This window comes from Amorphus orientalis, from assembly GCF_030814015.1.
Classification (GTDB): domain Bacteria; phylum Pseudomonadota; class Alphaproteobacteria; order Rhizobiales; family Amorphaceae; genus Amorphus; species Amorphus orientalis.
The window spans coordinates 1,268,510-1,295,142 of record NZ_JAUSUL010000001.1; the positions used below are offsets into that span (position 1 = coordinate 1,268,510).

Here is a 26,633-nt window from a genome sequence, read left to right on the forward strand (position 1 = left end):
ATTTGAGGGAGGCCGCCGGGGATCTAGGCCGGCCTGCCGTCGCGCGGACGGCCGCGGTCAGGACGGAAGGCGACGGGGCGGTCCGCTCTCGAAAGGGAAACGGGCGGGGGGAACGTGATGTCCGACGATGGCGTGCGTCTGACTGCCGTCGCGACGGCCGTGTTGCTGCCGCTCCTCTATGCGCTGGTGCGCTCCCGCAGGATCACGCGGGCCGACTACATCTACAACTCCGATGACACGGGGCTCGCGCAGACCGTTGCCGGGATCATCTGCGGCAACATCGGCGCAGGGACCTTCGTCGCGCTGCTGCTGTTCACCGGCGCAAGTCCCGTCATCGGTCTGTCGCTGGCGCTGGCCTACGTGGTCGGGGTGGTGCTTTGCGGGGTGATCGCCCCCCGGGTCCACGCCGTCTCGCGACGGCATGGCGTCCACGGCCTGATCGATCTGATCGTGGTCACCCACGGGATCCGGAATCCGCTCTTCGTCTGGGTCCCGATCGCGTTCCTGTTCCTGCTGCGCACGGCGATCCAGCTCCTCGCCCTTGCGGCCATTCTGACGGCTGTGATCGGTCTGTCGCCTGGCTGGGCGATCCTTGCCGCAACCGTCTTCGCCGGGAGCTACACGGCGATCGGCGGCTATCGGATCGCTACGGAAACGGATGTCTTCCAGGCGGCCCTGATCCTGGCCGGTCTGGGCGCGCTTGCGGTCGGAAGTGCCGGGCAGCCAGTGGATGTGTCGAATTTTTTCGATCTCGGGCCGTACCGTCTGCCGCTCCTCATCGGAATCTGGATCTTCATACCGGCGAGTGCGGTTCTCGCCATCGACAACTGGCAACGCATGGCGACGGCGCGCTCGCCGTCGGTCGCCCGGAGGGGCTTTTTCCTGGCCGCTCCGGTCTGCTGCGCGGCCTATCTCCTTCTGGTCGTCGTCGCGATGCAGCTGGAGTCGAGCGGAGACGTGCTGGCGGTGATGCGCGGCATCGCACCGGCATCTGTCGCGTGGCTCGTCGACCTGATGCTGATCGCGGCGATCATGTCGACGATCGACACGTTCGTCATGCCGCTTGCCACATCGCTCGAAAGAAGCCGTTTCGAGCTGCCCCAGTTGCGTGTCGTCATATTCGGAGGCTTCTGCCTGCTTGCGCTCGTGAGCGTCATCGGGGGCGAGCTTCTCCAGGGCCTGATCGCCGCCTTTTCGTCGCTCATGGTCTGCCTGCCGGCCACGTTCATCGCCATGACGATCGGCCGAGGCGCACCATCGGCGGCGATCGTCTCTCTCAATCTCGGGATCGTCGCGACCCTGGTCTTCATTGCGATCGACATAAACCTGGCCAGCCTGGTCGGGTTCGCATTCTCAGCGGTCGTCTATGCCCTTGCCGCGCGGTGGTCCGCGTTCGACGCCGCCACGATGCCATCGAAACGTTGAGCCGAGCCGGCGGGGCCTCGATCCGACCTGGTGGGCCGACTGCGGCACCTGGAGGGAATTTCTGCCTTCTCCCCCATTTGGGACAGTCCGCAGGATGCGGTTTCCGGTCTTGCTTCCTCCACACCAGATCGAGGGAGAAGGTACCGATGAAACCCGTTCTTGCTTTCGCCGCCGGCCTTGCCGCCTGCATCATCGCCGGCCCTGTGATGGCCCAATCCAACACCGGGGGCACCAATCAGGGCGCGGCCTGTCCGTTCGACCATCCCAGGGGGTGCTATATCAACCAGAACGCCAAGAGCCCGGTCCGCTCGGTCTACTTCTTCGACAACGGGCGGGGACAGTGCGGGGCCCATGTCCGGATCTGCCCGCAAGGACGGTCATGCACCAATCGGACGGTCCACCTTACGCCAGCCGGCAAAGGCAACGGCAAGACCCAACGCCCCTTCTTCACGAGCCGCAAGGCCGGCTCCGTGCAGGAGATGACGACCTACAGCTTCTCCGGCAGGGTTCTGGGCGGGGGAATTCATGAACACATGACCGCGGATATCGCCTACACGAACGAGTCCGGAAAAACGACCCGGTCCCAGCACCCTTACCGGGCGTCTCCCGACGGCTGCTGACGCCGGCAGGCAAGCGTCAACGCTTGGGGCGTGGCCCTTGCGCGGCCACAGAGGGCCCGCCACCAACCTGCCGGCTCTGCCTGACGGCCGGGACGCATGGGCAGAGATCCGAAAGAGGTCCGCTCTTCTCCGGATCGCCCGGAATTGCGCGGCGCCCTTGAAAAGCAGGTATCTGCGGATGCATTGGTCAACAATGCGCTGATCGCGACGATCGACGCTTTCCGAAACGCTCCGAGGCCGCTCGACGGCCGGGGCAAGGCGATGGTCAAGATCTCATGCACAGCTACCAGGCTCCCGGACGATCCGTCGCTTTCGCCCGCGAGGCCATGTGCTGCACCTCCCATCCGTTCGCGGCGCGGACGGCGTTGGAAATCCTGAAATCCGGCGGCAACGCGGTCGACGCCGCGGTGGGCGGAGCGGTGGTGCTCGGCCTGTGCGAGCCGATGATGGCGGGGCTTGGCGGCGACGTGTTCGCGATGGTGCGGCTTCCCGACGATGGGCGCGTTGTCGGCCTGAACGGCTCCGGCCGCGCGCCCCAGGGACTCGACGCCGCCGAGCTTCGGGCCGAGGGCCATGCCACGGTGCCGCTGGAATCGGTTCACGCGATCACCGTGCCGGGGGCGGTCGATGCCTTCTGCCGGCTGGTCGACGACTACGGCCGGCTGGAGCTCGGCGAGACGCTCGCCCCCGCGATCCACTATGCCGAAGCCGGGATCCCGGTCTGCCACCGCTCCGCCCTGGACTGGCGGAATTTCGGGCATCGGTTGTGGGGCCATGGCCGGCGTCACTATCTGCGGGACGGAGAGCTTTTCGGCCCCGGCGATCTGTTCGCCTCGCCGGCCCAGGCCGAAGCGCTGCGCCTGATCGCCCGGGACGGACGGGACGCGTTCTATCGCGGGCCCCTGACCGACGACATGCTGGCGACCCTGCAGGCGGCGGGCGGCCGGCACGAGGCGGCCGACTTCGAGCGCGTCGCGGCGGATCAGGTCACGCCGATCTCCGTCGACTACCATGGCTACGAATTGCTCGAATTGCCGCCGAACGGGCAGGGGGCCACGGCGCTTCTGATCCTGAAGCTGCTCGACCGTCTCGACGCTAGGCGGTTCGACCCGATGAGCGCCGAGCGCGTCCACCTGCAGGCGGAGGCGACGCGGCTTGCCTACGCGGAGCGCAACCGGTTCATCGGCGATCCCGCAACCGGAGAGGCCGCCGTGGCCGCGATGCTCAGCGACGAGACCGCGGACCGGCTGGCGGCGACCGTCGATCCGAAACGGGCGAGCGCACCCGCGCCGCGTCCGCTGGAGGCGATGCACCGCGACACGGTCTACATCACCGTGGTGGACCGGGACCGGCTGTGCGTCTCGCTCATCTATTCGACGTTCTGGCCGTTCGGCTCCGGTCTTGCCTCGGAGAAGTACGGGATCAGCTTCCAGAACAGGGGCGCGGGTTTCAGCCTCGAGGCCGGGCACGTCAACGAGCTGAAGGGCGGCAAGCGTCCGCTGCACACGCTCATCCCGGGCTTCCTGAGGATCGGGGCGGACCGGATCGCGCCGTTCGGCGTGATGGGCGGACCCTATCAGGCTGCCGGCCATGCGCACTTCGTCAGCAACCTGGCGGACTATTCGATGGATCTTCAAGAAGCGATCGATTGTCCGCGCAGCTTTGCCGATCCGATCAGCGGAGACCTGAAGCTGGAGACCGGCTATCCGGATGCCGTGGCGGACACGCTGTCGGAGATGGGGCACCAGGTGGTGCGTCCGCCGGTCGGCATCGGCGGCGCCCAGGCGATCTCCGTCGATCTCCGCTCCGGCCTCCTGACCGGCGGGAGCGACCAGCGCAAGGACGGCGTCGCGCTCGGCATGTAGGTCGGCCCGAATGCAACATCGTCTGCAGTCGGGTCAGCTCGAGACCGTCACCGCCCGCCGGTAGAGATGCCACGTGGCATGGCCCAGCACCGGCAGCACGACGACGAGACCGAGAAAGAGCGGCAGCATCGCTGCGACCAGAAGGACGGCGACGAACGCGCCCCAGCCCAGCATCACGACCGGATTTTTCAGGACCGTCTGCACGCTCGTGATCATCGCCGTGACGATGTCGGGATCGCGGTCGAGGAGCAGCGGGATCGAGACCACCGTCACGGAGAACAGCACCGTGGCGAGCGCCGCCCCGACGACCGTTCCGACGGCGAGGAAGCCCAGTCCGTCGGAGGTGGTCGTGATGGTCGTCAGAAAGTCGCCGACCGAGGCGAACGCCTCGAAGCCGAGAAAGAGCGCCAGCCAGAGCCGCACCTGATACATCCAGATCCAGAAGATGAACAGGACGACGAAGGCCATCCAGGAGACCTCCCGCTTGCGGCTCTCGACGATCTCGAACAGCACGCCCTTCCAGCTGAGCGGCGTGCCGGTCTCCAGCCGTCGGCTGATCTCGTAGAGGCCAACGGCAATGAACGGGCCGAGCAGCGGAAAGCCGACGGCAGCAGGGATAACCCAGTAGGGGGCGTTGAGACTGGCGAGGGCGTAGACGACGACGATGCCGCCGAGCGCATAGATCCCGCCGAAGAAGAGCCCCATCAGCGGCGCCTTGCGGAAATCGGAGATGCCGGCGGCCAGTGCGGCGCGCAGATCCGCGACGGTCACCGGATTGACCGTGATCTGCCGAAGCGTCACGGCCTGTTCGCTGCTGGAAGCCTGATCCACTGCGCCCTCCTCCCAAGAGTGCGGTTGCGGTCGGAGGCCACCCGTCGTTCCGCATCAGCAGGCAGATGACGGACGGCGCCATCCGATTTCTTGTTGTCGCCAATGGATAGCACACTTCCGACCGGTGCGTCCGTCACCTGTGCAGAGACGGCACCCAAAAAAACGGGGGGTGGAGGAGCGGCGCGTGCCTGTTTTTACCGAAGTTTGCTGACAATTCCGTCGCCCGACAAAGTAATGGTGCGGTGCACGAGGGCTCTGCCCGACAGAAATTTCAGGAGGGCTGGTTGCGGATCAGCCCCCGGGTTGGCTACGCTCGATTTAAGGGCGAAGAAAACCGCAGGCTGATCGGGGGTTAGCATGCACTTTGGGACGTGGGTCAGCCTTTTTCTTTACTTCGCGCTAATGCTCGGCATTGGCTTTTATGCGTGGCGCAAATCCACGTCGAATTCCGAAGAATACATGCTCGGCGGCCGACAGCTGAGCCCGGCGGTGGCGGCCCTTTCGGCCGGCGCGTCGGACATGAGCGGCTGGCTCCTCATGGGGCTTCCCGGAGCGCTCTATGCAGCGGGGCTCGTCGAGGCCTGGATCGGCATCGGCCTGACTGTCGGCGCGTTCCTCAACTGGGTGATCGTCGCCCCGCGCCTGCGCGAGCAGACGGAACGCTACGACAACGCCCTGACGATCCCGGAATTCCTGGCCAACCGGTTTCCCTCCCGGGCGCTGGCGCTGAGAACCGTTTCGGCGGTCATCATCGTCGTCTTCTTCTCCGTCTATACCGGCTCCGGGCTGGTTGCCGGCGGCAAGCTGTTCGAGACAGCCTTCGGGGGCCTTATCCCGCTGGGCGAGGCCGGCGAGTACACGGTGGGCGTCTGGCTCACCCTGCTCATCGTCCTGACCTATACCGTCGTCGGCGGCTTTCTCGCCGTCAGCCTCACCGACTTCTGTCAGGGCTGCATCATGATGGTCGCCCTGGTGCTGATGCCGATCGTGGTGATCACCGGGCAGGGCGGGTTCGCGGACACGGCGGCGACGCTCCAGTCGGTCAATCCGAATTTCCTCTCGCTCACCGACGGCCTGACCATCGTCGGCTTCCTGTCGGCCGTGACCTGGGGGCTCGGCTATTTCGGCCAGCCCCACATCATCGTCCGGTTCATGGCGGTGAGGAGCGTCGAGGAAGTCCCGGTCGCGCGCAATATCGGCATGAGCTGGATGATCGTGTCGCTCGTCGGCGCCGTCGGGCTCGGCGTGTTCGGCCGCGCCTATGTCGTCGCCAACAACATCACCGTCGAGGATCCGGAAACGATCTTCATCATCCTGGCCAACCTCCTGTTCAATCCGCTGATCACCGGCTTCCTGCTGGCGGCGCTGCTGGCGGCGATCATGAGCACGATCTCCAGCCAGCTGCTTGTGGCGTCCTCGTCGCTGACGGAGGATTTCTACCGGCTGTTCCTGCGCCGCAACGCCAGCGAGCGGGAGGTGGTGACAGTTGGTCGTGTCTGTGTGCTGCTCGTCGCGGTCGTTGCCGCGATCATCGCGCGCGATCCGGACTCCGAGGTGCTGGGGCTGGTGGCAAACGCCTGGGCCGGGTTCGGCGCGGCGTTCGGACCGCTGATCATCCTGTCGCTGACCTGGAGCCGGATGAGCGGAACCGGGGCCGTCGCCGGTCTGGTGGTCGGGGCGGCGACGGTGATCATCTGGATCGCGCTCGGCCTGAACGAGAGCTTCCTCGGCGGGCCCGGCGTCTACGAGATCATCCCGGGCTTCATCGCGTCGTTCGCCGCGATCTACCTGGTCAGCCTGGCGACCCAATCCTCCGGCGAATTCCGACCGTTGCCGGGGCGGGCCGCCGCCGCCGAGTAGGCGGAAAGACCAGCGGAGCCCGGTGCCGCCGCGGCGGCACCGGGCGGTCGGTGACGCGGCTATGCGGGGTCGGCCGGTTCGTGAGCCTTCGGCCAGTAGGTGCCGAGCGCCCAGATGGAGCCTTCGGGGTCGCGACAGGTGAACTCCCGGCTGCCGTAGTCCCGGCCGGTCGGCTCCTCGACGATTGTGGCGCCGGCGTCCCGGGCACGCGCGTGGGCGGCATCGACGTCGGGGACGGCCATGTACATCGCCTTGCCGTCGCCTGTGCCGGGGGCGCCGACGAGGTCGCCGAATCCGTCGTCACGCACCTGGCCGACCATGATCATCGCGGAGCCGAAGGCGAGCTGGGCGTGGACGACGCTGCCGTCATCGGCGGTGTAGATCGCATGTTCGGTGAAGCCCAGGACGCGCTTGAGCCAGTCGATCATGGCGTGGGCGTCCCGGAATCGGAAGGTGGCAAACAGGCGGGGAGCTTCGATCGGAGTGTCGGTGGTCATCGGCTTGCCTCATCGGTGACAGGTGCACTCCGACTAGCGGGTTTCCGGACCGCGGGATTGAAGGAATGTTACCGGGGCTGGGTCCTGAGCCACGCCTGCGGCGTCAGCCCCGAAAATTCCCTGAAGTCGCGGATGAGGTGGGCCTGGTCCGCGTAGCCGGCGGCGGCCGCGGTGTCGGCCCATGCGGTGCCCGTGCTGCGGGCGATCCGCTGCGCGTGGGCGAAGCGGAGGAGGCGGGCGACCGTTTTCGGAGACATTCCGATTTCGGTTCGGAACCGGGAAATGAAGTGCCGCCGGCTCCACCCGAGATCCGCGCTCAGGGCAGCGATCCGGGCGGAACCGTGACTTGCGTCGAGTGCGGCGAAGGCCCAGGCAATCTCCGGCACGGGCGGGGCAGCGAGGCCAAGCCGCTCGATGACGAAGCGTTCGGCGATGTCGAAGCGCCGCGACCAGTCCGGGGTGTCGGTCAGCCGGTCCGCGAGGGTCCGGACGCCGGCATCGTCGAGGTCGTCGATCAGCACCATCCGGCCGGTAAGCTCGTCCATCGGCAGCCCGAACACCCGGCGTGCCCCGAGCGGGGTGAAGTCGATCTGGAGGCAATGGGCCTCGCCGCGCGACAGGATATGCACCGGGCCGGCATAGGGGCCGGCCACAAAGCTCCGTATGCGGTCTTCCGGACCGGGCGGGCGTCCGAGTCCGATCTCGAACGGGGTGCCGAAGCTGACGATCAGGGGGACGGTGAGTGTGGCGGTCTCAAGCTGGCGCGCGACGCCCTGAAACCGCTCGCGGTAGAAGGTGATGCCGGAACAGAAGGCGCTCAGGTCCGGCGGAGGGCGGCGACGCCGAAGCTCGACCGGCCCCGGCACGCCGCCGAGGCTGTCATGGATGTCCGTGCGGACGCCGTCCGCCATGGCGCGCCTTCCTCACCTGTCGGCGGGTGTCTTGCGGATGGCCCGTGTCCCGCCGTCCGTGAGCGATCCTAACATGCTTCATCCGTCGCCGGCGACGCGCCCGTACGGCTCCGGGAGGGCCGGGTGCCCCGGCCAGGAACGAAAAAGAGCGCGTCCACGGTCGGTGGAAGCGCTCCTTTCCATGTGACGGCGCCGGATCGGCGAAGCCGGGGCCTCAGTCGATCAGAAGAAGGCCTGAAGGCCGGTCTGCGCGCGGCCGATGATGAGGGCGTGGATGTCGTGGGTGCCCTCGTAGGTGTTCACGGTCTCCAGATTGATCATATGACGGATCACCTGGTACTCCTCGGAGATGCCGTTGCCGCCGTGCATGTCGCGCGCCATGCGGGCGATATCCAGGGACTTGCCGCAGTTGTTGCGCTTGACCACGGAGACCATTTCCGGCGCCGCGCGGCCTTCGTCCATCAGCCGGCCGACCCGGAGCGAGGCCTGCAGGCCGAGGGAGATCTCCGTCAGCATGTCGGCGAGCTTCTTCTGGAACAGCTGGGTCTGGGCCAGCGGCTTGCCGAACTGCTTGCGGTCGAGGCCGTACTGGCGTGCGGCGTGCCAGCAGAATTCCGCGGCACCCAGCGCACCCCAGGAAATGCCGTAGCGGGCGCGGTTGAGGCAGCCGAACGGACCCTTCAGGCCTTCCACGTGGGGCAGCAGGGCGTCCTCGCCGACCTCGACGTCGGCCATGACGATCTCGCCGGTCACGGAAGCGCGCAGCGACAGCTTGCCGCCGGTCTTCGGGGCGGAGAGGCCCTTCATGCCCTTTTCCAGCACGAAGCCGCGGATCTTGCCGTCATGGGCCTCCGATTTGGCCCAGACGACGAAGACGTCGGCGACGGGGCTGTTGGAGATCCACATCTTGGACCCGTTGAGCACGTAGCCGTTGTCGGTCTTGCGGGCGACGGTCTTCATGCCGGCCGGGTCCGAACCGGCGTCGGGCTCGGTGAGGCCGAAGCAGCCGATCAGTTCGCCGCTGGCGAGCCCGGGCAGGTACTTCTTGCGCTGCTCTTCGGTGCCGTAGGCGTAGATCGGGTACATCACCAGCGAGGACTGCACGCTCATCATCGAGCGGTAGCCGGAATCGACCCGCTCGACCTCGCGCGCGACCAGCCCGTAGGCGACGTAGGACGCGCCGATGCCGCCGTACTCTTCCGGAACCGTGACGCCGAGCAGGCCGGCCTCACCCATCTCCTTGAAGATCTCCGGCTCGACGGTCTCCTTCTCGAAGGCCTCGATGACGCGGGGCTGCAGCCGGTCCTGGGCAAAGGCGCGCGCGGCGTCGCGCAGCATGCGCTCGTCCTCGTCGAGCTGATCCTCCAGCAGGAACGGGTCTTCCCACGAGAACGAGGACATGTTCGGGGCGTCCTTCGGCTTCAGGGCGGGGCGGTCGGACATGTCGTTTCTCCAGTGGCGATGGTGTGGGCGCGGGGTTGGATCGCGCCGGTGATCGATGGCCGAAGCGATCGCGTCTCCGCTTCAGCCGGATGACGTCCGATCGACGGCAGGATCTGCAATCCTCTCCCCGCGATAGCACGTCGAATGGAAAGTGCCATGGTCTATCCGCTCAAGGGCACAGATTGCCAACGACGATTTTTCCGAATTTAATGAGTTTTCCTCATTGAGTTCTGACTGCCATGCGCGAGACCTTTCTGCCCACGATCACCGAACTCAACGCCTTCTGCGCGTGCGTGCGGACAGGGGCGACCACGCGCGCGGCGGAAGAACTCAACCTGACACAGGGCGCCGTCAGCCGCTCGCTCGCCACGCTCGAGGAGCGGCTGGGTGTGAGGTTGTTTCATAGAGTGCGCCAGCGGCTCGTGCTGTCGGACGCCGGCCGCGCGTTCCAGCGCGACGCGGACCGGCTGTTGCGGGAGCTGCGCGAGGCGGCGACCTCGGTGATGGCCTTCGGCGGACGGGGCGACGTGATCCGGCTGGCCGTGCTGCCGTCCTTCGGCACCGCCTGGCTCCTGCCGCGGCTGCCGCGGTTCCGGGAACGGCAGCCTCAAGTCACCATCGACATCCTGTCGCGGCTCGACCCGGTCGATTTCGAGACCGATCCGTTCGACGCCGCGCTTCAGCGCAAGAACATGCGCCCGGCCGATGCCCACGCGGCCGATCTCGTGGACGAGCGGCTGATCGTGGTGGCCGCGCCGGAGCTGGTGACGGCACCGCTCTCCGATGAGGATCTGTCGCGTCTGCCGCTTCTGCAGCAGGCCACAAGGCCGCGGCTCTGGCTCGACTGGTTCCGGGAGAGCGACGTCGACCCGCGGCCGGTGCTGCGCGGTGACCGGTTCGAGCACTTCGGCATGGTGATCGCCGCGGCCGTCTCCGGCCTGGGCGTGGCGCTGGTTCCGGAGGCGGTGGCGGAGGACGAACTGAACCGGGGGCGGCTGGTGCGGGCCTCGGAGCGGACGCTGACGGTCGGCTCGCCCTATGCGCTGATCTATCCCGAGCGCAGCGCCGAGAACCCTGTCTTCGCCGCATTCCTCGACTGGCTGAAGGAAGAAAGCACGGCGCAGCGGGCCGGGTGAGGGGAAGCCGGTCCGGGACCGGCTTCCGATAGAACCGCCCTATCTCATCGTACTCGGCAGGTAGAGGACGATGGCGGGGATCGCCAGCAGGATCGCCAGCCGGATCACGTCGGTGATCACGAACGGGAGCACGCCCCGGAAGATCGTGACCAGACTGACCCCGCGCGCGATCGAATTGATGATGAACACGTTCATGCCCACCGGCGGCGTGATCAGGCCGAGCTCCACGGTCATGACGATGATGACGCCGAACCAGATCGGATCGAAGCCGAGTTCCAGGATCACCGGGAAGACGATCGGCACCATCAGGATGATCATCGCCATGGCGTCGAGGAAGCAGCCCATGACGAGGAACAGCGCCATGATCAGGAGCAGCGTCCCGTACGGCCCGAGGCCCAGATCGATCAGGAACTGGGTCATATCCTGGGGCACCTGGGTCACGGCCAGGAAATAGCCGAACAGGATGGCGCCGATGAGGATCGTGTAGATCGCGACCGAGGTGCGCAGGGCCTCCACCAAGCAGTCCAGCAGGCTGCTGAAATTGAGGCGGCCGCGGGCGAAGCCGATCACCGCGGTCAGCACCGCACCCACGGCGGAGGCTTCCGTTGCGGTGGCGACGCCGAGATAGATCGACACGATCACCGCGACGAACAGGAGAAGCACCGCCCACACGCCGGCCAGCGACTGGATGGCGTTGGACAGGCGGAACGGTTCGCCGGCCGGCAGATGGCGCCCGTACCAGATCCGGACGGTCGCCATGTACATGAGGAGCGCGAGGAGGCCCGGCACGATGCCCGCGATGAACAGCGTCCCGATGTCCTGCTCGGTGATGTAGCCGTAGACGGCGAGAACCACCGACGGCGGGATCAGAATGCCGAGGGTGCCGCCGGCGGCGATCACGCCCGTCGCGGCATCGTCGGGATAGCCGGCGCGCTTCATCTCCGGCAGCGCGATGTTGGTCATGGTCGCTGCTGTCGCGACGGACGAGCCGCAGATGGCGGCGAAACCGGCGCAGGCGCCGACGGTGGCGAGGCCGAGGCCGCCCTTGAACGAGCCGAGCGTCGCGTTGGCAGCCCGGAAGAGCTCGCGGCTCATCCCCGACCGGGTGGCCAGAACGCCCATCAGGATGAAGAAGGGGATCAGGGTCAGGTTGAAGTCGGTGAGAGTGCGCAGCGGCGAGGTGGCCAGCAGGTTGAGCGCCGGCCCCCATCCGACGACCAGACCGAAGCCTGCGATGCCGACCACACCCATGGCGATGCCGATCGGCACGCGGATCAGCATCATCCCGAAGAGGGCGATGAAGCCCCCGAACGTGATCCAGTCACTCATGAGCGGCACCGTGGTTCTCGTCGTCCGTGAGCGTCTCGTGCGGTTCGAGGCTTTCGCCGCGCACCAGCATGCGCCACATCCGGATCAGGGTCATCGCAATGGCCATGACGAAACCCGCCACGAGCAGCGAGAGGAACGGCCAGTGAGGAAGGCGGAGGTCCATGGTCTTCTCGCCGCCGGGAAACTGGGACACAACGCGCCCGCCGAGCTTCCAGACGAGCCCGATCGTGAAGACCAGGAGCACCGTCCAGGCGATCAGGTCGAGGATACGGACCACGGACGGGCTGAGGGCCTGGGCCAGAAGGTCGACCTTGATGTGGCTGCCCCGGAAGCCGAGCGAAGCGAAGCCCCAGGCGACCGCCACCGCGAGGGCGAGGCGCGAGATGTCGAAGGCATCGGGCACCGGAGCGGTGAAGGCGTAGCGGCCGAAGGCCGATGCCGCGACCAGCAGCGTGACGAGGCCGAGCATGATCGCGGCAACACGCTCGACGAAGACGACGATCCGCTCTGAGGGGGGACGATCCAGCATGGGTCGAACCTTCTAGGGGAAAACACACGGCTGCCCGACAGCCCTGCCGGGCCATCGGGCAGACACGCGTCGTTGCACGACAGAGGATCCGGACACGCGGTGGCGCGTGCCCGGTCGAACGCGATCAGTACTTGGTGTCGTTGGCTTCCAGCGCCTTGCGGTAGTTGGCCAGAACCTCGTCGGCATCGACGCCGGAGGCAGCCGCGTCCTTCTTCCAGGCTTCCATCACCGGCTTGGCAGCCTCGCGCCACAGCTCGACCTCTTCCTCGGTCGGCTGGTAGACCTCGTGCTCCGGATTGTCGATCAGCTCCTGACGCACGTCTTCGGCCGCCTTGGTCCAGCCGAGAGAGAACTGCTCCGACCACTCCGGGGTGCAGTGATCGTCGATCACCTGCTTGCCTTCGTCGGACAGCCGCTCGTAGGCGTTCTTGTTGATCAGCAGAAGCTGGGCCGACATGTAGAACGGCATGTCGTTGTGGAATTTGGTGATCTTGTCGATGCCGAAGAGCGTGATCGACTCGTAGGGGAAGGTGATCGCGTCGGCCGTGCCGCGTGCGAGCGCCTCACGCGCCTCCGGAGCCGGCACCTGGACCGAGGAGCCGCCGAGGCTGTTGATGAAGCGCGCCATCGTGGCGTGGGCCGGCCGAACGTTCAGACCGTCGACGTCGGAGGGCACCTTGACCGGGTCCTTGGAGTGGAATCGCCCGGTGTCGTGCGGGTTCACGAGGCAGAAATAGACGTCGCCCATCTCCTTCTCGGAATACTCGCCCTTGTACCACTCGTGAATCGCCTTGGCGCCCTTGGTGCCCGAGGTCGATTCGAACGGCACGCCGGTCAGCTCGAAGATCGGGAAGCGGCCGGCATTGTAGCCCGGATTGACCCAGGCGATGTCGACGATGCCGTCGCGCACCATGTCGTAGTGATCCGGAGCGGCGCCCAGCTGCTGGGCCGGGAAGATCTGGATCGCGATCTCGCCGTTGGACGCCTCGGAGATCGATTCCGCCCAGGGCTCGATGCCGGTCGTCTGCACCGGATGGGTCGCGGGAACCCAGTGCGACAGGCGCAGGGTGGTCTCCTGCGCGCCGGCGGTGACGACCGATGCGACCAGCGCGGCCGCTCCAATTGCAAACGTCTTCATGCTTACTCCTCCCATAATGGCCGTCGTGGTCGAGCGGCCTCAGTTGAACTCAATTCCGACGGATTGCCGGGCGCCCGCAAGGGGACCCTCGATAGCCTCCGCCAAGTCTTCGGCGCTCCAGCCACCGTCGCTGAGTTGGTGCAGAGCCTCGACGGGATGGGCCCAGATGGCAAGCCTGTCTCCGCCGATTCCGATGCATTGTCCCGTCGTTTCCGACGAGCGCTCCGAGGCCAGATACACGAACAGCGGGGCGACGTCTTCCGGTCCGCCGATCCCGAGGTCCTGGCGCACGTGGGCCGGAAGGGGGTCGCCGCGCTCGGTCATCTCCGCATAGGGTTCAAGGGCGGGGATCGTGGCGGTCATTGCGGTCATGGCGTTGGGCACGATCGCATTCACGGTGACCCCGGCGCGGGCCAGCTCCATCGACCAGGTACGGGCCATCGCGGCGATGCCCGCCTTCGCGGCCGAATAGGCGGTCTGTCCGAAATTGCCGCGCTGGCCGGCGAGCGACGACACGAGGATCAGCCGGCCGCCTTCGCCCGCCGCGCGGAACTGTTTCGCGGCCGCACGGGCGCAGGTGAACGTGCCGCGCAGATGGGTGTTTATGACGGCGTCGAAGTCCTCGTCGGTGGTGTTCCAGAGCACCCGGTCGCGCAGGATGCCCGCGTTGCAGGCCATGACGTCGAGGCGTCCGAAGGTCTCCAGCGCGGTCGCAACGCAGAAATCGGCGGCCTCTGCGGAGCCGATCGCCGCGATCGCCACAGCGGCCCGGCCGCCGGCCTCGCGGATTTCGGCGGCGACGGCTTCTGCTGCCGGCTGGTCGACGTCGTTGACGACGATCGCCGCGCCGGCGCGGCCCATGGCGAGGGCGGCGGAACGCCCGATTCCGCGCCCGGCGCCGGTGATGACGGCCACCCGTCCGTCCAGCCTGATCGAGGTGTTGTCTGTCATCGGCCGACGAACCTCGCTGGGCGTTTCTCCATGAAGGCGCGGGGACCTTCGCGCGCGTCCTCCGATGCCATCACGGTCGCCTTGGCTTCGTCCTCGTGGGCGAAGCCTTCCGACAGGGATGCGCCGGAGGCCAGCCGGACGGTGCGCTTGATGGCCTGCACCGCGACCGGGCCATTCGCCGCGATCCGCCCAGCCATGTCGAGCGCGGTCGCAAGCACCTCGTCCTGGGGCACGACGCGATTGATCAGACCCATGTCGTAAGCCCGCCGTGCGTCGATGAAGTCGCCGGTGAGCAGGATCTCCATGGCCATGGCCTGGGGGACCTGACGGGGCAGGCGGACGAGGGAGCCGGCGAAGGGAATGAGACCGCGCTTGGCTTCGGGCAGGCCGAAGACGGCGGTCTCGGAGGCGATCCGGATGTCGGTCGCCAGCATGGTTTCCATGCCGCCGGCCAGGCACGGGCCGTTGATGGCGGCGATGATCGGCTTGTCGAGCGCATGGTGGCGGAGCGCCGAACGGTTCATCACCGAGGGATCGTCGAGGACCCGGCGGTCCCAGTCGTCCTCGGGCTCGCGCGCGCCGGTCAGAAGCGGCAGGGTCAGGGCGAGATCGCCGCCGGAGCAGAACGCCTTGTCTCCCGCGCCGACCAGAACCATGACGCGCAGCTCGTCGTCCTCGGCGAAGGTCTCGTACGCGTCGGAGAGGCGGCACGCCATTTCCGGGCTGATCGCGTTGCGCGCGGCCGGCCGGTTGAGGGTCAGCAGGAAGATCCGGCCCCTGCGTTCGGCGAGCAGGTGGGGCGCCGCGGCCTCGGGTCCGTTCATGCCGTGCCTGCCTTGATGATGTCGGCGGCCTTCTGGCGGAGCTCCACCTTGCGCACCTTTCCGTTCGCGGTCTGCGGCATGGCCTCGATCGCCGCCAGATAGCGCGGCAGCTTGTGCCGGGCCATATTGGAGCGGCACCACGCGCGCACGGCATCGGTGTCGATGGTGCGGCCGTCGCGCGGAACCACGAAGGCGAAGATCTCCTCGCCGTATTCGTCGTCGGGCACGCCGACCACCTGGGCTTCGGCGATGTCGGGATGGTTGAGGAGCGCTTCCTCGATCTCGACCGGATAGATGTTCTCGCCGCCGCGGATCAGCATGTCCTTGATCCGCCCGACGATGCGCAGATAGCCGCCTTCGTCGAGCACGGCGAGATCGCCGCTCTTCAGCCAGCCGTCCGGATCGATGGTTTCGGCCGTCTTCTCCGGCATCTCGAAATAGCCGGCCATGACCAGGTATCCGCGGATCTGCAGCTCGCCCTCGCGGCCGGTCGGCACGATGGCGCTCGTGTCCGGATCGACGACGCGCACCTCGGTGTGGGGCAGGGGTACGCCGGCCGTGGCGACCTTCTTCTCAAGCGGATCGGTCGGAACGGTCTGGGTGATGATCGGGCTGCATTCCGTCATGCCCATGATCAGGCAGGGGTCGGCGCCCATCTTCTCCTTGACCTCAACCATCAGGCTCGGCGGGATCGAGGTGCCGCCGATATAGGCGATGCGGTAGGAGGAGATGTCGCGCTCGCCGGCGACGAATTTCGGGTCCTGGAGCAGGCGGATATACATGGTCGGCACGCCGTTGGTCAGCGTGCCGCGATAGCGCTCCATCAGGTCCAGCATGGTGGCGGCGTCGAAGCCGCTGAGCGGGACCAGGCAGCCGCCGACGGCGACCATGCCCATGACGTTGCAGACGCAGCCGGCGGTGTGGAAGAACGGCATCGCGGAGACCATCACGTCGGTCTCCCGGTAGCCGGCGCGCGCGGTCGCCAGAAGCGCGTTGTTGACGGTGCCCCGGTGGGTGAGCATCGCGCCTTTCGGATTGCCGGTGGTGCCGCTGGTGTACTGGATCTGGACCACGTCGTCCGGCGTCACGCGGGCGGCACGGTCCGCAAGCACCGCGTCGCTCACGGTGGCCGCCTTCTTCAGAAGGTCGGCGAAGGACAGGGCGCCGATGATCGGGGTACGGCCGAGCGCGATCACGCGGCGCAGGTCGAGATAGGCGTCTCCGCCCTTGCGCTCTCCGTCGATGGCGGAGACCAGGTCCGGGATCATCTCCGACAGCATGCCGGCAAGATCGAAGCCACGGAACTCGCCGACGCTGACCAGCACGCTGATGCGGCCCTGGGTCAAAAGATAGTCGAGCTCGAGCTTGCGGAAGGCGGGATTGACGGTGACGAGGATGGCGCCGATGCGCGCGAGCGCGTATTCGAACAGCACCCATTCCGGCCGGTTGGGCGACAGGACCGCAACGCGGTCGGCCGGCTTGACGCCGATGGCGATCAGCGCCTTGGAAAGCTGGTCGACATGCCGGTCGAGATCGGCATAGGTCCAGTTGACCTGAAGGTCTGCGTCGGGCTCGTCGAAGATGATCGCCGGGCGGTCGGGCACGCGGCGGGCCTGTTCGGACAAGAGGTGTCCGAGCGTGGTCTCGCGGAGCGCAACTCCTTCGTCGTCCGGCAGCCAATGGGACTGCCCGCTCACCATGGCCATCGGCCACGCTCCTCCCGAATGTCGACCGTTTCCTCCCGGACTTGCCGCCGAAGTCCGGACCTGTAATGCTGTTTTTTGTTTGCGGACAGTTTGTCCGATGTCGAACAATATCAATTTCAAACCGGCGGTCAAGCGAGGCATCGGGCACATGGAGAGCGAGGTCGAAACGCGGTTGTCGGCCGGCAAGGTCGACCGGTGGATCAGCTACAAGATCCGTCTTGCGCAGATCCTCGCCTATCGCGCGTTCGAGGAGCGGATGGCCGACGAGGGGCGGGCGCCGCGCTATCTCGGGCTGCTCAGCGTGATCGAGGCGCATCCCGGACAGCCCCAGAGCCGGCTCGCGGAGGCGGTCGCCCTGCGCCGGTCCAGTCTCGTCACCATCATCGATCAGCTTCAGGCGGACGGCCTCGTCGAGCGGCGGGCGTCGGAGACCGATCGCCGGGTCAACGGGATCTGGCTGACCGTGGAGGGTCAGCGGACCGTGCGGACACTGCGCAAGGCCGCCCGGGAGCACGAGAACCGCCTCACGGAGGGGCTGAGCGAGAGGGACGTCGAGCAGCTTGCGGATTCGCTGGATCACATCGTTGCGAACCTCGCGCGCATGATGGACTGACGGCCGGGAAAGGCAGGGCCGGTTGCGCCGGACGGCTCTTCCTTTTTTGCGTTCTCCCGGCGATCGCGGCGCCTCTCCCGTCTTGGGGCCGGACCTTCCGCCACCTATATGCGGCAAGGTTTTTGTTCGGCTGGTCTCCCGGGAGGATAGAATGTTCGACACGCGCAAGCTTCTGGATCAGTTCCTGGGAGCCGGCGGGATATCCGACGCGCTGGGTCAGAACCGGCTGCCGCAGACGCAGCAGGGTCAGCCGCCTCAGTCCGGCGGACAATCCAGCGGCCCGGCTGCCAATCTGCAGAACGTGCCCGGCGGCGATCTGGTCGGGCGCGTGCTCAACAGCGGTGCGCTCGGCGGAGCGGCGGCCGGTGGCCTGGTCACCCTGCTGATGACCAACAAGAAGAGCCGCAAGATGGCCGGCAGCGTGGTCAAGTACGGCGCGCTCGCAGCCCTCGGCGGGCTGGCCTACAAGGCCTATTCCGACTGGCAGAGCGGCAAGTCGGTCGGCGCGACCCAGGCCGAAGCCGCGGCGACCCCGACGCCGCCTCCGCCGCCGGACAACTCCGCCTTCGCCGGACACGCCGATCCGGGCGAACAGAGCGAGCTGAGCCTGGCGCTGCTGCGCGCGACGATCGCGGCCGCCAAGGCGGACGGCCATATCGACCAGGAAGAGCAGTCGCGCATCTTCGGGTTTCTCGATCAGGTGGATCTGGACACCGAGGCCAAGGCCTTCGTGATGGACGAGCTGCGCGCGCCCCTCGACGTGGACGCCGTCGCCAAGCCGGCGACCAATCAGGAAATCGCAGCGGAGATCTATGCCGCGTCGCTTCTGATCATCGATGAGGCGAACCCGGCGGAGAAGGGCTATCTGGCTATGCTCGCTGCCCGGCTGCGGCTTCCCGACGACCTGATCGCTCATCTGCACGCGTCGGTGGACGGGGCCAAGGCCGTTCCTGCCGAGGGGTCGTGAGCGCCGGTCCCGCGAACGGGCATCCGGATCTGCCGCAAAGCGTGGAAGGACGCGCGGGTATCCCCATGAACTCCGATGAGTTGGAGGCGCTCAAACGGCGCTATCCGACGGCCGAGACGTTCCGGTTCGGCGACAGTGCCGAACTGTGCGAAACGCTGCTGTCCCTGGTGCGTGCGGGAAAGAAGGTCGCGACCTGCGGTGCGCTGCGGGAGTTCGAGAACGGCGAGCCCATGCCGGCGATCGGCCGGCGGGACATCGCGCTGAAATGGGACGGCACGCCGGCGGTGGTCATCGAGACGGTCGAACTGGTCCAGTGCCGGTTCGACGAGGTGACCGAAGCGATGGCGCTCGCCGAGGGCGAGGACGACAGCCTCGAGGGCTGGCGCGAAGGTCATCGCGCCTATTTCGAGCGCAATGGCGGGTTCTCCCCGGACATGCCGATCGTCTGGGAGCGGTTCGTCCTGATCGAAGATCTGGGCTGAGAAAATCGGGCCAAGCTTGACCGCGGGTCGCGACGGGGAGAGCCCGGTCGTCTGAGCTAGACGAGCTGGCGGCTGACGGATCCGGCTGCCTTCTTCAGGATCGGCAGGAACCGATCCAGAAGATCCGTCGTGGAAAGCCGGTCGACGTGGCCGCCGATGTTCATGGCGGCGACGATCCTGTCGTCATAGCGCCTGACCGGGACGGACAGGGAGCGGAAGCCGTCCTCGGCCTCCTGATCGGCCAGCGAATAGCCGCGCTCCCGGTCGGCGACGATCGTCTCGAACAGGGACCGGCGGTCGGTGACGGTGAACTCCGTCTGCTTCTCGATCTCCATGGCGTCGAGCCTGTCGCGCAGGGCGTCGTCGTCGTAGCCGCCCAGAAGCACCCGTCCGACGGAGGTGCAGAAGAGGGGCAGCCGGTAGCCCACGTCGATGCCGCCGGAAAACACCCGGGCCGGGCTCGCCCGGGCAATGAAGACGGCCTCGTCGCCGTCGGCGATGGCCAGCGAACAGACCTCCCGCGCCTCCGCGGCGACCTCGTCCATCACCGGCTGCAGCACCGAGACGATCTGGTTGGACGACAGATAGCCGGAGGCCAGCCGCAGCACCGAGGGGCAAAGCTCGAAATATTTCCCGTCGCCGCGCACGTAGCCGCAGCGCTGGAGCGTGATCAGGATGCGCCGCGCCGTAGCCCGGGACAGGTCGGCCGCCTTCGCGATGTCGCTGAGGGTCGTGGGGCCTGGGCCGCGCCCGAACGCCTCGATGACCCGAAGACCGCGATCCAGGCTCTCGACGAAGTCGGGATCCTTGCGGCGGGCTTCGAGCTGCTCCTCTGTGCGATTCACGCGCGGCATCTGATCCTTCGACAGGCTGGCTCCCGCCGCAGGAACAGCGGGACGACTGTGCAGCAGCACCGGTCTTCTATGCACCATCGGCGACGGAATGCGCCACCCGCAGAAGCATCGGACGGCGGATTTCCGCAGGCCGGACCGCTGCGGTCCATGGCCATCTGAGGCGGTTATAGGCTGGAGCTGCTCAAAAAGAGGGCTTGCGCACGGCCACACCTGTTTTAGAATTCGCACAGACGTTCGTTGAACGAACAAATCGATGGCCCGAGCCGGCCGAGTGCGTTGGGGCACGGCACCCCGTGCCGAGGGCCTCGCCCAAATCTGAAACGTGGAGGAATGGCGCCATGATGAGCCAGGAGATGAACGACCTCATCACCCGCATCGGGCCGAACGAGCCCTGCGGCAAGCTCATGCGCCAGTACTGGCAGCCGGCCGCGCTCGCGGTGGAGCTGGACGACGAGCGTCCGCTGCGCAAGGTGCGGCTTCTCGGCGAGGACTTCGTTCTGTTTCGTGACGAAGAGGGGCGCTACGGGCTTCTGGACCGGGATTGTCCGCATCGCGGCGCCGACCTTGCGTTCGGTCGCCTGGAAGGCGGCGGCCTGCGCTGTTCGTTCCATGGCTGGCTGTTCGATGTGGAAGGCAACTGCCTGGAGACCCCGGCGGAGCCGGCCAAGTCGCGGATGTGCGAAAACATCAAGCAGCGCGCGTTCCCGGTCGTCGAGCGCGCCGGCATTCTGTGGGCCTATCTCGGCGAGGGCGAGCCGCCGGCGTTTCCGCAGCTCGACTGTTTCGTCGCGCCGGACACCCACGTCTTCGCGTTCAAGGGTCTGTGGGACTGCAACTGGCTGCAGGCCATGGAGGTCGGCATCGATCCGGCCCACGCGTCCTTCCTGCACCGCTTCTTCGAGGACGAGGACGTCCGCCAGTCCTACGGCAAGCAGTTCCGCGGGGCGTCTTCCGGCACCGAGCTGCCGATGACGAAGATCCTGCGCGAGTACGACCGGCCGATCATCAATGTCGAGCACACCGAATACGGTCTGCGGCTGATCGCGCTGCGCCAGCTCGACGAAGAGCGGACCCACGTCCGCGTGACCAACCAGATCTTCCCGCACGGGATCGTCATTCCGCTGAGCCAGGAGATGACGATCACCCAGTGGCACGTCCCCGTGGACGACACCCACTGCTACTGGTTCTCGGTGTTCACCAGTTACACCGGCGCGGTCGACAAGGAGAAGATGCGCGAGCAGCGGCTGGAGCTGATCGAGCCGCCGGAGTACCGCTCGCGCCGCAACAAGTCGAACGACTACGGGTTCGACCCGCACGAGCAGGCCCACGAGACCTATACGGGCATGGGCGCGGACATCAACGTCCACGACCAGTGGGCGGTCGAATCGATGGGGCCGATCCAGGACCGCACCCGCGAGCATCTCGGCCAGTCCGACAAGGCGATCATCCAGTACCGGCGTCTGCTGCGGAAGGAGATCGAGAAGGTCGGCAACGGCGAAACGCCGCTTATGGTGCTGGAGGAGCCGGAGGCGCGCAGCGTCCAGGGCCCGGCGACCATGGACGGCATCGGGCCGACCAACGGCTGGGAGACCTACTGGATGGAGGTCGATGTCAGCCGGCGCCGCGGGGCGCCTTGGATGGCCGCCGCGCCGGAGGAACAGGCCGGGGACGAAGACGGGGCGCCCAAGCTCCGGTCGGTCAGTTGATGGGCCGCGCCGATCGGCGCGGCATGAATTCGAAATTCCGTGAAATTTTCAGTGTCCGCAACCTGCGGCAGCAGACGGGGTGCGGCCAGATTTCACGGGAGGGCTGGGGAGGGAGCGGCACGGGACTTGCTGAGATCCAGCGACCCGCACGCCGTCCCGGCCACAAGGGCCGGATCTAATCGATTTTCGGTTTTAAAATCGAAATTTTCCATCGTATCGTTCCCCGAGCCTCAAGGACCGGACGAAGTCCGGCTCGGTATCCAGAGGAGAAAATCATGTCAAGACTTGCAGCGACCCTTTTGGCAACGGCGATCTTCGCCGGATCCGCGGCCGCCGCGGAGCCCCTGAAGCTCGGTTTTGTCGCGCCGATGTCCGGTGCCCAGGCCGAATACGGGCTTCAGATGATGAACGGGATGAAGACCTACATGGCGCAGCACGGCGACAGCGTCGCCGATCGCCCGATCGAGATCATCGTGAAGGATTCCGGCGGCCCGAACCCGGATGTCGCCAAGCGGCTGACCCAGGAGCTGATCGTCCGCGACAAGGTCGACTTCCTGGTGGGCTACGGCTTCAGCCCGAACGCCTTCGCCGCCGCGCCGCTGGCAACCGAATCCGAGACGCCTCTGATCATTTTCAACGCGGCCTCGTCGACGATCCCGCTGAAGTCGCCCTACATCGCCCGCGTCTCGATGACGCTCGCCCAGCATGCCTACGGTATCGCCAAGTGGGCGAACGAGCAGGACATTCAGAAGGTCTACACGCTCTACGCCGACTACGCGCCGGGCCAGGACGCCAACAAGCAGTTCAAGAAGATCTTCACCGCCGAGGGCGGCGAGATCGTGGGCGAGATCGGCGTGCCGCTGTCCAGCCCGGACTTCGGTCCGTACATGCAGCGCATCAAGGACGCCCAGCCGGACGCGGTGTTCATGTGGTTCCCGTCGGGCGAGCTGGCGAACACGATGCTCAAGTCCTACCGCGAGCGCGGCCTCGAGGAAGCCGGCATCCGCGCGCTCGGCACCAGCGATCTGGTCGACGACCATTCGCTGGACTCCATGGGCGAGGACGCCGTGGGTCTGATCACGTCGGCCCACTATTCCGCCGCCCACGACAGCGAGCTGAACAAGGCGTTCGTGGAGACCTATGCCGAAATCGACCCGGACACCCGTCCGAACTTCATGGCCGTTGCGGCCTATGACGGGCTGGCGGCGATCTACAAGGTCACCGAGGACCTTGGCGGCGACGTTTCCAATGGCGAGAAGGTGATGGAGCTCCTTACGGGCATGACCTTCGAGAGCCCGCGCGGCCCGATCGAGATCAGCTCGGAGGACCGCGACATCGTCCAGAACATCTATATCCGCGAGACCAAGGACACCGGCGAGGGGCTTTACAACATCGAGTTCCAGACGATGCCGATGGTCGTGGATCAGGGTAAGGAATAGGTCGCAGTGAGCCCGGGCGCCGGCAACGGCGCCCGGTGCACGTTTGGTAACAGCGTTCTCTCTGGCCGGGTGCTGCAGTCAGCTGCTGCGCCCGGTCCGGCCGGTTTCCGGAGGCTTACAGAGTATGGGAATCGTCGTTTTCGACGGCCTGGCGTTCGGCGCACTTCTGTTTCTCATCAGCGTCGGCCTGTCGGTCACGATGGGGCTGATGAACTTCGTCAATCTCGCCCACGGCGCGTTCGCCATGGCCGGCGGCTATGCCGCGGCCGTGCTGATGAACGACTACGGGGCGCCGTTTCCGGTCGGCCTGGCGGCCGGCTTCCTGGCCGGCGCGGTGACCGGCGGCGTCATGGAGTTCTTCTTCATCCGCCGGCTCTACCGCTCCCATCCGCTCGATCAGGTCCTGTTCACGATCGGGCTCGTGTTCGCCTCCATCGCGACCGTCACCTTCTTCTTCGGGCCGACGATGCAGCGCTTCGTCATGCCGTCCTATCTGGACGGCAACGTCGCGCTGTTCGGAACCGACGTCAGCCGCTACCGGCTGTTTCTGATCGTGGTCGGGGTGATCGTCGTCGGCGGCCTGCTTCTGGGTCTCAACCGGACCCGGTTCGGGGCGATGATCCGGGCGTCCGTGGACAACCAGCGCGTTGCCCAGGGCTCGGGCATCAACGTCGACCGGCTCTTTCTGCTGACCTTCACCTTCGGCTGCGGCCTTGCCGGCTTCGGTGGCGCCCTGTCGCTCGGCATGCTGACCCTCAACCCGATCTTTCCGCTGAAGTACATGGTCTACTTCCTGATGGTCGTGTGCGTCGGTGGGGCAGGGACCATCACCGGGCCGTTCCTGGCCGCGCTGCTGGTCGGCGTCGGCGACGTCGCGGGCAAGTACTACATCCCCGAAAGCGGCGGGTTCCTCATCTATCTGCTGATGCTCGGGCTGCTTCTGGCGCGCCCGCGCGGGCTGGTGGTCAAGCAGGGAGCGCATTGATGAAGCTCACCCTGTCCCGCTGGCAACTGCACGCGCTGGAAATCGCCTTCTGGCTGACGCTCGCCGCCTGCTTCTTCATCTTTCCCGACCGGCTCTATCTCCTGACCCAGATCCTGATCGCCGCCCTGTTCGCGATCTCGCTGGACATCGCCCTCGGCTATGCGGGCATCCTCACGCTGGGGCACGCGGTCTTCTTCGGCCTCGGCGCCTACGCGGCCGGACTTCTGGCGAAGGCGGGATGGGCGGAGCCCCTGTCCGGGCTTGTCCTCGCCTTCCTGCTGTGCGGCCTGATCGCCTACGTGCTCAGCGTCCTGGTGGTGAACGCGACGGAGTTGACCCAGTTGATGGTGACGATCGCGGTCGGCGCGATCTTCGCGGAGGTGGCGAACCAGGCGACGTCGATCACCGGCGGGTCGGACGGGCTGCAGGGCATTTCGATGTGGCCGATCTTCGGCATGTTCAGCTTCGACCTGTGGGGCAAGACCGCGTTCATCTACGCGTTCGTGGTGGTGCTTTTGTGCTTCCTGCTGGTGCGCCGCCTGCTGCAGTCGCCGTTCGGGCTGGCGCTGAAGGGCATCCACGGCAACCGCAAGCGGATGCATGCGTTGGGCTCGCCGGTCTCGCGCCGGCTCAGGTTCGCCTACGCGGTCTCCGCCGCCCTTGCCGGCGTCGCCGGCGCGCTTCTCGCCCAGACCACGGAGTTCGTCGGACTGGACACGCTCAGCATCGACCGGTCGGCCATGGTTCTGATCATCCTGGTGCTCGGCGGAACCGGCCGGCTTTATGGCGGCATCATCGGCGCCATCGTCTACATGGTCGTCCACGACGTCTTCGCCGACCTGAGCCCCGAATACTGGATGTTCTGGCTCGGGCTGTTCCTGATGGCGATCGTGATGATCGGCTCCGGCGGCATCCTCGGCGGGCTGTCGCGCTTCGTAAGGACGGATCGGACATGAGCGCGACACCGGCCCTCAGCGTCTCCGGCCTGACCGTCGCCTTCGGCGGCATCGTGGCCGTGAACAATGTCACCCTCGATCTGCCGGTCGGCGCGCGCTCCGCGCTGATCGGGCCGAACGGGGCCGGCAAGACCACCTTCGTCAATCTGCTCACCGGCACCCTGAAGCCGACGGCCGGGACCATCCGGATCGGCGACAAGGACGTGACCCGGCTCGATACCCGCGCGCGGACCAAGCTGGGCCTCACCCGGACGTTCCAGATCAACACGCTCTTTCCGCACCTCACTCCGCTGGAATCGGTGAGCCTTGCGATCGCCGAACGCGAGGACAAGGGCGGGATCTGGTGGCGCCGGCTCGGCGGCTTCGGCGCGATCCGCGACGAGGCGGAGGCGCTCCTCACGCAGCTCCGGCTGATCGAACACGCCCGGACGCCGACCAACGAGCTCGCCTACGGCAAGCAGCGTCTTCTGGAGATCGCGCTCGCGCTCGCAGCCAAGCCGCGCATCCTGCTTCTGGACGAGCCGGCGGCCGGCATTCCCGCCGGTGAAAGCCGCGAGGTGTTCGAGGTGGTGGATGCGCTCCCGGACGACATCTCCGTGCTGTTCATCGAGCACGACATGCAGCTCGTTTTTCGCTTCGCGCGTCGGATCGTGGTGCTGACGTCGGGTGCGATCCTGACCGAAGGCACGCCCGACGAGATCCGCGCGAACGAAGAGGTGCGGGCCGCCTATCTTGGAGGCGCCCATGTCTGAGGGATCGACGACTGAGCTTCTGCGGCTTGAAAACCTGACGGCCGGCTACGGCGACGGGGTTGCGCTGGATGGGGTCTCGCTCGCGATCGCGTCCGGCGAAAGCCTCGCCGTGCTCGGCCGCAACGGCGTCGGCAAGACGACGCTGCTCGAGACGATCATGGGCAACACCCGGCTGCACAAGGGCAAGATCACGCTCGCCGGGCGGGACATCACCCGCCTGCCGCCCCATGCGCGGGTCAAGGCGGGGCTCGGCTGGGTGCCGCAGGAGCGCGAGGTGTTCCCCTCGCTGACGGTGGAAGAGCACCTGACCGTCATCGCGACGCCGGGCAAGTGGACGGTGGAGCGCGTTTACGAGGCGTTCCCGCGCCTGGGCGAACGACGCCGGAACTATGGCAATCAGCTGTCCGGCGGCGAACAGCAGATGCTGGCGATCGGCCGGGCGCTGATGACCAATCCGCGGCTCCTGCTTCTCGACGAACCGATGGAGGGCCTTGCGCCGATCGTGGTGGAGGATCTCTCCGCGCGCGTGGTCGCGCTGTCGGAGAGCGAAGGGCTGACCTGCATCGTGGTCGAACAGCATCCGATCGTCGCGCTGGCGCTCAGCCGGAACGCCATCGTGCTGGAGCGCGGGCAGATCGTTCACACCGCGCGCTCGGAAGACCTCGCCGGCGACCACGAGACGATCGAACGTCTGCTCGGCGTCGGTGAGGGCGGCGCCGACGAGGGGGCGAACGACGCCGCCGCCCGGACCCAGGCCGGATAACGACGCCGGCTGAACCGGCCGGACGTTCGCGCCCGGCCCGACATATTGAAG

General features: G+C 66.9%; 25 protein-coding genes. 14 read left to right on the top strand and 11 right to left on the bottom strand.

Features of this window, described 5'->3' with window-relative positions; genetic code table 11:
* Positions 1-117: 117 nt before the first annotated feature.
* From J2S73_RS05695 to J2S73_RS05705, 3 genes are all read left to right on the top strand, one after another.
* The gene (locus J2S73_RS05695; protein ID WP_306884476.1) at positions 118-1,425 is read left to right on the top strand and encodes a sodium:solute symporter family transporter; all 1,308 of its coding nucleotides are present in this window, start codon (positions 118-120) and stop codon (positions 1,423-1,425) included.
* 146 nt (positions 1,426-1,571) lie between these two features.
* Positions 1,572-2,045, top strand: a complete 474-nt coding sequence (locus J2S73_RS05700) for a hypothetical protein (protein WP_306884477.1) — start codon at positions 1,572-1,574, stop codon at positions 2,043-2,045.
* Positions 2,046-2,320: 275 nt separating this feature from the next.
* Complete coding sequence (locus J2S73_RS05705) at positions 2,321-3,910, top strand: gamma-glutamyltransferase family protein (RefSeq protein ID WP_306884478.1); 1,590 nt, start codon at positions 2,321-2,323, stop codon at positions 3,908-3,910.
* Positions 3,911-3,943: 33 nt separating this feature from the next.
* Here J2S73_RS05705 and J2S73_RS05710 read toward each other — a convergent pair whose 3' ends face one another.
* The gene (locus J2S73_RS05710; RefSeq protein ID WP_306884479.1) at positions 3,944-4,741 is read right to left on the bottom strand and encodes a DUF2189 domain-containing protein; all 798 of its coding nucleotides are present in this window, start codon (positions 4,739-4,741) and stop codon (positions 3,944-3,946) included.
* Positions 4,742-5,098: 357 nt separating this feature from the next.
* Here J2S73_RS05710 and putP point away from each other — a divergent pair, with 357 nt between their 5' ends.
* Positions 5,099-6,601, top strand: coding sequence for a sodium/proline symporter PutP (gene putP / locus J2S73_RS05715; RefSeq protein WP_306884480.1), 1,503 nt, complete (start codon positions 5,099-5,101; stop codon positions 6,599-6,601).
* Between the two features lie 59 nt (positions 6,602-6,660).
* Here the strand turns inward: putP and J2S73_RS05720 are convergent, their stop codons facing one another.
* The 3 genes from J2S73_RS05720 to J2S73_RS05730 form a co-directional block, all read right to left on the bottom strand.
* Entirely contained in the window at positions 6,661-7,098 is a 438-nt protein-coding gene (locus J2S73_RS05720) for a VOC family protein (protein WP_306884481.1), read from the bottom strand.
* 68 nt (positions 7,099-7,166) lie between these two features.
* Positions 7,167-8,009 (bottom strand): helix-turn-helix domain-containing protein, encoded by an 843-nt coding sequence (locus J2S73_RS05725; protein WP_306884482.1) that lies wholly within the window; start codon positions 8,007-8,009, stop codon positions 7,167-7,169.
* Positions 8,010-8,231: 222 nt separating this feature from the next.
* Positions 8,232-9,452: an acyl-CoA dehydrogenase gene (locus tag J2S73_RS05730; RefSeq protein WP_306884483.1), complete on the bottom strand. Its 1,221-nt coding sequence runs from the start codon at positions 9,450-9,452 to the stop codon at positions 8,232-8,234.
* 239 nt (positions 9,453-9,691) lie between these two features.
* On the opposite strand from J2S73_RS05730, the gene J2S73_RS05735 reads away from it, so the two are divergent.
* A complete protein-coding gene (locus tag J2S73_RS05735) occupies positions 9,692-10,588 on the top strand; it encodes a LysR family transcriptional regulator (protein ID WP_306884484.1) in 897 nt (298 codons plus the stop codon).
* A gap of 39 nt (positions 10,589-10,627) precedes the next feature.
* On the opposite strand, the gene J2S73_RS05740 is transcribed toward J2S73_RS05735, so the two are convergent.
* The 6 genes from J2S73_RS05740 to J2S73_RS05765 form a co-directional block, all read right to left on the bottom strand.
* A complete protein-coding gene (locus J2S73_RS05740) occupies positions 10,628-11,917 on the bottom strand; it encodes a TRAP transporter large permease (RefSeq protein WP_306884485.1) in 1,290 nt (429 codons plus the stop codon).
* A complete protein-coding gene (locus tag J2S73_RS05745) occupies positions 11,910-12,446 on the bottom strand; it encodes a TRAP transporter small permease (protein WP_306884486.1) in 537 nt (178 codons plus the stop codon). Before J2S73_RS05745 ends, J2S73_RS05740 begins: the two co-directional genes overlap by 8 nt.
* Positions 12,447-12,570: 124 nt before the next feature.
* On the bottom strand, positions 12,571-13,584 hold the full coding sequence (locus J2S73_RS05750; protein WP_306884487.1) for a TRAP transporter substrate-binding protein: 1,014 nt from the start codon (positions 13,582-13,584) through the stop codon (positions 12,571-12,573).
* A 39-nt stretch (positions 13,585-13,623) separates the two neighbouring features.
* The gene (locus J2S73_RS05755) at positions 13,624-14,535 is read right to left on the bottom strand and encodes an SDR family NAD(P)-dependent oxidoreductase (protein ID WP_306884488.1); all 912 of its coding nucleotides are present in this window, start codon (positions 14,533-14,535) and stop codon (positions 13,624-13,626) included.
* On the bottom strand, positions 14,532-15,359 hold the full coding sequence (locus J2S73_RS05760; RefSeq protein ID WP_306884489.1) for an enoyl-CoA hydratase-related protein: 828 nt from the start codon (positions 15,357-15,359) through the stop codon (positions 14,532-14,534). The genes J2S73_RS05755 and J2S73_RS05760 overlap by 4 nt, the downstream gene beginning before the upstream one ends.
* Positions 15,356-17,065: an AMP-binding protein gene (locus tag J2S73_RS05765; RefSeq protein WP_306884490.1), complete on the bottom strand. Its 1,710-nt coding sequence runs from the start codon at positions 17,063-17,065 to the stop codon at positions 15,356-15,358. The genes J2S73_RS05760 and J2S73_RS05765 overlap by 4 nt, the downstream gene beginning before the upstream one ends.
* Before the next feature lie 97 nt (positions 17,066-17,162).
* Between J2S73_RS05765 and J2S73_RS05770 the strand changes: the two genes are divergently transcribed.
* The 3 genes from J2S73_RS05770 (at position 17,163) to J2S73_RS05780 (ending at position 19,127) form a co-directional block, all read left to right on the top strand.
* Positions 17,163-17,678: a MarR family winged helix-turn-helix transcriptional regulator gene (locus J2S73_RS05770; RefSeq protein ID WP_306884491.1), complete on the top strand. Its 516-nt coding sequence runs from the start codon at positions 17,163-17,165 to the stop codon at positions 17,676-17,678.
* Between the two features lie 151 nt (positions 17,679-17,829).
* A complete protein-coding gene (locus tag J2S73_RS05775; protein WP_306884492.1) occupies positions 17,830-18,645 on the top strand; it encodes a tellurite resistance TerB family protein in 816 nt (271 codons plus the stop codon).
* A gap of 65 nt (positions 18,646-18,710) precedes the next feature.
* The gene (locus J2S73_RS05780; protein ID WP_306884493.1) at positions 18,711-19,127 is read left to right on the top strand and encodes an ASCH domain-containing protein; all 417 of its coding nucleotides are present in this window, start codon (positions 18,711-18,713) and stop codon (positions 19,125-19,127) included.
* 56 nt (positions 19,128-19,183) lie between these two features.
* On the opposite strand, the gene J2S73_RS05785 is transcribed toward J2S73_RS05780, so the two are convergent.
* Positions 19,184-19,981, bottom strand: coding sequence for an IclR family transcriptional regulator domain-containing protein (locus J2S73_RS05785; protein WP_306884494.1), 798 nt, complete (start codon positions 19,979-19,981; stop codon positions 19,184-19,186).
* A 338-nt stretch (positions 19,982-20,319) separates the two neighbouring features.
* On the opposite strand from J2S73_RS05785, the gene J2S73_RS05790 reads away from it, so the two are divergent.
* The 6 genes from J2S73_RS05790 (at position 20,320) to J2S73_RS05815 (ending at position 26,582) form a co-directional block, all read left to right on the top strand.
* Positions 20,320-21,687, top strand: a complete 1,368-nt coding sequence (locus J2S73_RS05790; protein ID WP_306884495.1) for an aromatic ring-hydroxylating dioxygenase subunit alpha — start codon at positions 20,320-20,322, stop codon at positions 21,685-21,687.
* A 275-nt stretch (positions 21,688-21,962) separates the two neighbouring features.
* On the top strand, positions 21,963-23,126 hold the full coding sequence (locus tag J2S73_RS05795; RefSeq protein WP_306884496.1) for an ABC transporter substrate-binding protein: 1,164 nt from the start codon (positions 21,963-21,965) through the stop codon (positions 23,124-23,126).
* Between the two features lie 124 nt (positions 23,127-23,250).
* A complete protein-coding gene (locus J2S73_RS05800) occupies positions 23,251-24,111 on the top strand; it encodes a branched-chain amino acid ABC transporter permease (protein ID WP_306884497.1) in 861 nt (286 codons plus the stop codon).
* A complete protein-coding gene (locus J2S73_RS05805; protein WP_306884498.1) occupies positions 24,111-25,067 on the top strand; it encodes a branched-chain amino acid ABC transporter permease in 957 nt (318 codons plus the stop codon). Before J2S73_RS05800 ends, J2S73_RS05805 begins: the two co-directional genes overlap by 1 nt.
* Complete coding sequence (locus J2S73_RS05810; RefSeq protein ID WP_306884499.1) at positions 25,064-25,819, top strand: ABC transporter ATP-binding protein; 756 nt, start codon at positions 25,064-25,066, stop codon at positions 25,817-25,819. Before J2S73_RS05805 ends, J2S73_RS05810 begins: the two co-directional genes overlap by 4 nt.
* On the top strand, positions 25,812-26,582 hold the full coding sequence (locus J2S73_RS05815) for an ABC transporter ATP-binding protein (RefSeq protein ID WP_306884500.1): 771 nt from the start codon (positions 25,812-25,814) through the stop codon (positions 26,580-26,582). The genes J2S73_RS05810 and J2S73_RS05815 overlap by 8 nt, the downstream gene beginning before the upstream one ends.
* The last annotated feature ends 51 nt before the right edge of the window (positions 26,583-26,633 follow it).

Excerpts from the sequence above, each read along its gene's own strand:
- J2S73_RS05695 (WP_306884476.1), top strand. The coding sequence starts at position 118 with ATGTCCGACGATGGCGTGCGTCTGACTGCCGTCGCGACGGCCGTGTTG.
- J2S73_RS05700 (WP_306884477.1), top strand. The coding sequence starts at position 1,572 with ATGAAACCCGTTCTTGCTTTCGCCGCCGGCCTTGCCGCCTGCATCATC.
- J2S73_RS05705 (WP_306884478.1), top strand. The coding sequence starts at position 2,321 with ATGCACAGCTACCAGGCTCCCGGACGATCCGTCGCTTTCGCCCGCGAG.
- putP (WP_306884480.1), top strand. The coding sequence starts at position 5,099 with ATGCACTTTGGGACGTGGGTCAGCCTTTTTCTTTACTTCGCGCTAATG.
- J2S73_RS05720 (WP_306884481.1), bottom strand. The coding sequence starts at position 7,098 with ATGACCACCGACACTCCGATCGAAGCTCCCCGCCTGTTTGCCACCTTC.
- J2S73_RS05725 (WP_306884482.1), bottom strand. The coding sequence starts at position 8,009 with ATGGCGGACGGCGTCCGCACGGACATCCATGACAGCCTCGGCGGCGTG.
- J2S73_RS05730 (WP_306884483.1), bottom strand. The coding sequence starts at position 9,452 with ATGTCCGACCGCCCCGCCCTGAAGCCGAAGGACGCCCCGAACATGTCC.
- J2S73_RS05735 (WP_306884484.1), top strand. The coding sequence starts at position 9,692 with ATGCGCGAGACCTTTCTGCCCACGATCACCGAACTCAACGCCTTCTGC.
- J2S73_RS05740 (WP_306884485.1), bottom strand. The coding sequence starts at position 11,917 with ATGAGTGACTGGATCACGTTCGGGGGCTTCATCGCCCTCTTCGGGATG.
- J2S73_RS05745 (WP_306884486.1), bottom strand. The coding sequence starts at position 12,446 with ATGCTGGATCGTCCCCCCTCAGAGCGGATCGTCGTCTTCGTCGAGCGT.
- J2S73_RS05750 (WP_306884487.1), bottom strand. The coding sequence starts at position 13,584 with ATGAAGACGTTTGCAATTGGAGCGGCCGCGCTGGTCGCATCGGTCGTC.
- J2S73_RS05755 (WP_306884488.1), bottom strand. The coding sequence starts at position 14,535 with ATGACAGACAACACCTCGATCAGGCTGGACGGACGGGTGGCCGTCATC.
- J2S73_RS05760 (WP_306884489.1), bottom strand. The coding sequence starts at position 15,359 with ATGAACGGACCCGAGGCCGCGGCGCCCCACCTGCTCGCCGAACGCAGG.
- J2S73_RS05765 (WP_306884490.1), bottom strand. The coding sequence starts at position 17,065 with ATGGCCATGGTGAGCGGGCAGTCCCATTGGCTGCCGGACGACGAAGGA.
- J2S73_RS05770 (WP_306884491.1), top strand. The coding sequence starts at position 17,163 with ATGTCGAACAATATCAATTTCAAACCGGCGGTCAAGCGAGGCATCGGG.
- J2S73_RS05775 (WP_306884492.1), top strand. The coding sequence starts at position 17,830 with ATGTTCGACACGCGCAAGCTTCTGGATCAGTTCCTGGGAGCCGGCGGG.
- J2S73_RS05780 (WP_306884493.1), top strand. The coding sequence starts at position 18,711 with ATGAACTCCGATGAGTTGGAGGCGCTCAAACGGCGCTATCCGACGGCC.
- J2S73_RS05785 (WP_306884494.1), bottom strand. The coding sequence starts at position 19,981 with ATGCCGCGCGTGAATCGCACAGAGGAGCAGCTCGAAGCCCGCCGCAAG.
- J2S73_RS05790 (WP_306884495.1), top strand. The coding sequence starts at position 20,320 with ATGATGAGCCAGGAGATGAACGACCTCATCACCCGCATCGGGCCGAAC.
- J2S73_RS05795 (WP_306884496.1), top strand. The coding sequence starts at position 21,963 with ATGTCAAGACTTGCAGCGACCCTTTTGGCAACGGCGATCTTCGCCGGA.
- J2S73_RS05800 (WP_306884497.1), top strand. The coding sequence starts at position 23,251 with ATGGGAATCGTCGTTTTCGACGGCCTGGCGTTCGGCGCACTTCTGTTT.
- J2S73_RS05805 (WP_306884498.1), top strand. The coding sequence starts at position 24,111 with ATGAAGCTCACCCTGTCCCGCTGGCAACTGCACGCGCTGGAAATCGCC.
- J2S73_RS05810 (WP_306884499.1), top strand. The coding sequence starts at position 25,064 with ATGAGCGCGACACCGGCCCTCAGCGTCTCCGGCCTGACCGTCGCCTTC.
- J2S73_RS05815 (WP_306884500.1), top strand. The coding sequence starts at position 25,812 with ATGTCTGAGGGATCGACGACTGAGCTTCTGCGGCTTGAAAACCTGACG.